The following is a 2,550-nucleotide window of genomic DNA, read 5'->3' on the forward strand; positions in this document are numbered from 1 at the left end:
GATAGAACCGGGCATTGCCCGTCTGGCGGCGTTCTGGTGGCCGTAAGTCCATGGGTTTGTTCCGTGGCGGGCTGCTGCTGGGCTTGCTGATCGGGCCGGTTTCGTCCTTCGCGGCGGAACCGCCCCAGTTCGACCCGGCCCATTCACAGTTCGGCTTCGAGATCCGCACCCGCTTCGGCCAGAAGATCGAAGGGGTGTTCCGCCGTTTTGATGCACAGGCCACCGCGCTGCCCAACGGGCAGCACCAGGTGGTGCTGCGCATGTACACCCAATACGTCGAGATCCCGGACAAGCCGCGCTACACCGGCTGGATGCGCGGCGAGGATTTCTTCGACGTGGCGCGTTACCCGGTGATCGAATTCCGCTCCGATCCGTACTCGCCGGAGCTGATCCACCTGGGCGGCGACGTCAATGGCTGGTTGACCATCCGCGGCATCAGCCGCCGGGAGACGCTGCACCTGGCAAAGCCTGAATGCGCACGTCCCGGCTATGATTGCGACCTCGTCAGCCGGGGCACCGTCCAGCGCGGGCGGTATGGCATGGACAGCTGGCAGATGGCCCTGGGTGATCGAGTGACCTTCATATTGCGTACGCGCCTGAGCAGCGCCCCCCCAAAGTGAACCCTTTCGTACGACTTTTCCTGCTGCTGGCGGCGCTGCTGGCCGGCGGTTGCGCCTCGCTGTCGCCGCAGCAGCGCGACCGTGCCCAGGGCATTGCCATCGCCGCGCGCTCGACCGTGGTGGACTGCGACCGGCCGGACCGCTGCGCGCTGGATTCGCCGCTGCGCGCGCTCGGCGGGCAGGCCATCACCGAATCGGCGCCCGGGCTGCCGCGCCACTACGCCACCATCGTGGACGAGGGCGAACTGGCGCTGGTGGCGCGCCTGAACCTGATCCGCAGCGCCACCCGCAGCATCGACCTGCAGACCTACATCTTCGACACCGACGACAGTGCGCGGCTGGTGATCGACGAACTGCTGGCCGCCGCCCGGCGCGGGGTCAAGGTGCGGGTGCTGATCGACCAGCTCTCGGCGATCTCCGACGTGCAGATGCTGGCCGCCCTGTCCGGGGCGCATGCCAACTTCGAGCTGCGCGTCTACAACCCCGCCTTCGGCAAGGCCAAGCTGAACTACCTGGACTACGCCGGCAGCGTGCTGTGCTGCTTCCGCCGTTTCAACCAGCGCATGCACAACAAGCTGCTGGTGATCGACGACGTGCTGGGCGTGGTCGGTGGCCGCAACTACCAGGACGATTACTACGACTGGGACAACGAGTACAACTTCCGCGATCGTGACGTGATCGTCGCCGGTCCGGAGGCGCGGGAAATGGCCGCCAACTTTGAGTCGTTCTGGGTCGCGCAGCGCAGCGTTCCGGCCGAACGGCTCAACGACGTGGGCCGGGCCCTGCTCAAGCAAGGGGTGCCGGCGATGCCGCAGGCCAACTTCCGCCACCCCGAGCGGATCGAGCGGGTGGGCGAGGAGGCAACCGACCCGGCCTTCATCGACGAGGCCTTCGTGCAGACCGCGCTGCCGGTGCGGTCGGTGGCCTACGTGGCCGACCTGCCGCGCAAGCATCGCCGCGAGGACGATGATCCGGACGATGGCCAGCATGTCACCGAGCCGCGGCTGGATGCCCTGATCGCCTCGGCCAGGACCGAAGTGCTGCTGCAGACGCCGTACCTGGTGTTGTCCAAGCCGGCCCAGCAGCTGTTCCGCGACCTGCGCAAGCGCGAGGCCGCGCCGCGGGTGGTGGTCTCGACCAACAGCCTGGCCGCCACCGACAACCCGATCGTCTACGCGCTGTCATACAAGTACAAGCGCCGCAACCTGCGCGAACTGGGCTTCAACATCTACGAATACAAGCCGTTCCCGCTCGATGCGCCGGTCAACTACCCCGGGCTGCTGCCCGAGCCGGTGGACGTCGAATCGGTGCCGTCCGGCCGCAACCGGGTGATCGGCGGCAGCGCGGCCGGCAGCAACGTGCGCGGCAGCGGCTCGGGCCGGCGCAACACGCCCGGAGGCAGCGACGTCGAACGCGAGGTGCTGCGCACCGAGACGCGCCCCTCGTTCCTGAGCCGGCGCGCGGCCAACCGGCCGCTGCCGGTGACCCGCAGCGGCGCGCGCATGGGCCTGCATGCCAAGTCGCTGGTGGTGGACCGCCGCATCGGCGTGATCGGCACCCACAACTTCGACCCGCGCAGCGAGAACTACAACACCGAGGGCGCGGTGATCATCGAAGATGCCGCCTTCGCCGAGCAGTTGGCGCGCAGCATCGAGCGCGACATCGCCCCGGACAACTCCTGGGTGGTGGCGCCGCGCGAGAAGGCACCGGTGTTCTCCGGCCTGAACTACAGCATCGGCAAGGCGTCCGAAGCGCTGCCGGTGCTCGATTTCTGGCCATGGCGCTACGCCACCATCTATGAGTTCAAGCCCGGCCCGGACTGCCCGCGGCCGCTGCCGCGGCAGGACCCCGGCTTCCGCGCCTGCTACACCGCCATCGGTGATTTCCCGGAAGTGGACGTCGGCCCGAAATGGCTGCTGGTGCGCATGCT

General features: G+C 68.2%; 2 protein-coding genes. Both read left to right on the plus strand.

The window, feature by feature from the left end; translation table 11 throughout:
- Positions 1-50 precede the first annotated feature (50 nt).
- Entirely contained in the window at positions 51-620 is a 570-nt protein-coding gene (locus tag VA603_RS10385) for a YceI family protein (RefSeq protein WP_323438769.1), read from the plus strand.
- Positions 617-2,550, plus strand: a 1,934-nt coding sequence (locus VA603_RS10390; protein WP_323438770.1) for a phospholipase D family protein, incomplete at its 3' end; no start/stop codon positions are given. The genes VA603_RS10385 and VA603_RS10390, both read left to right, overlap by 4 nt.

Origin of the sequence: Stenotrophomonas capsici, from assembly GCF_034961085.1 — a bacterium.
GTDB lineage: Bacteria > Pseudomonadota > Gammaproteobacteria > Xanthomonadales > Xanthomonadaceae > Stenotrophomonas > Stenotrophomonas capsici.

Excerpts from the sequence above, each read along its gene's own strand:
- VA603_RS10385 (WP_323438769.1), top strand. The coding sequence starts at position 51 with ATGGGTTTGTTCCGTGGCGGGCTGCTGCTGGGCTTGCTGATCGGGCCG.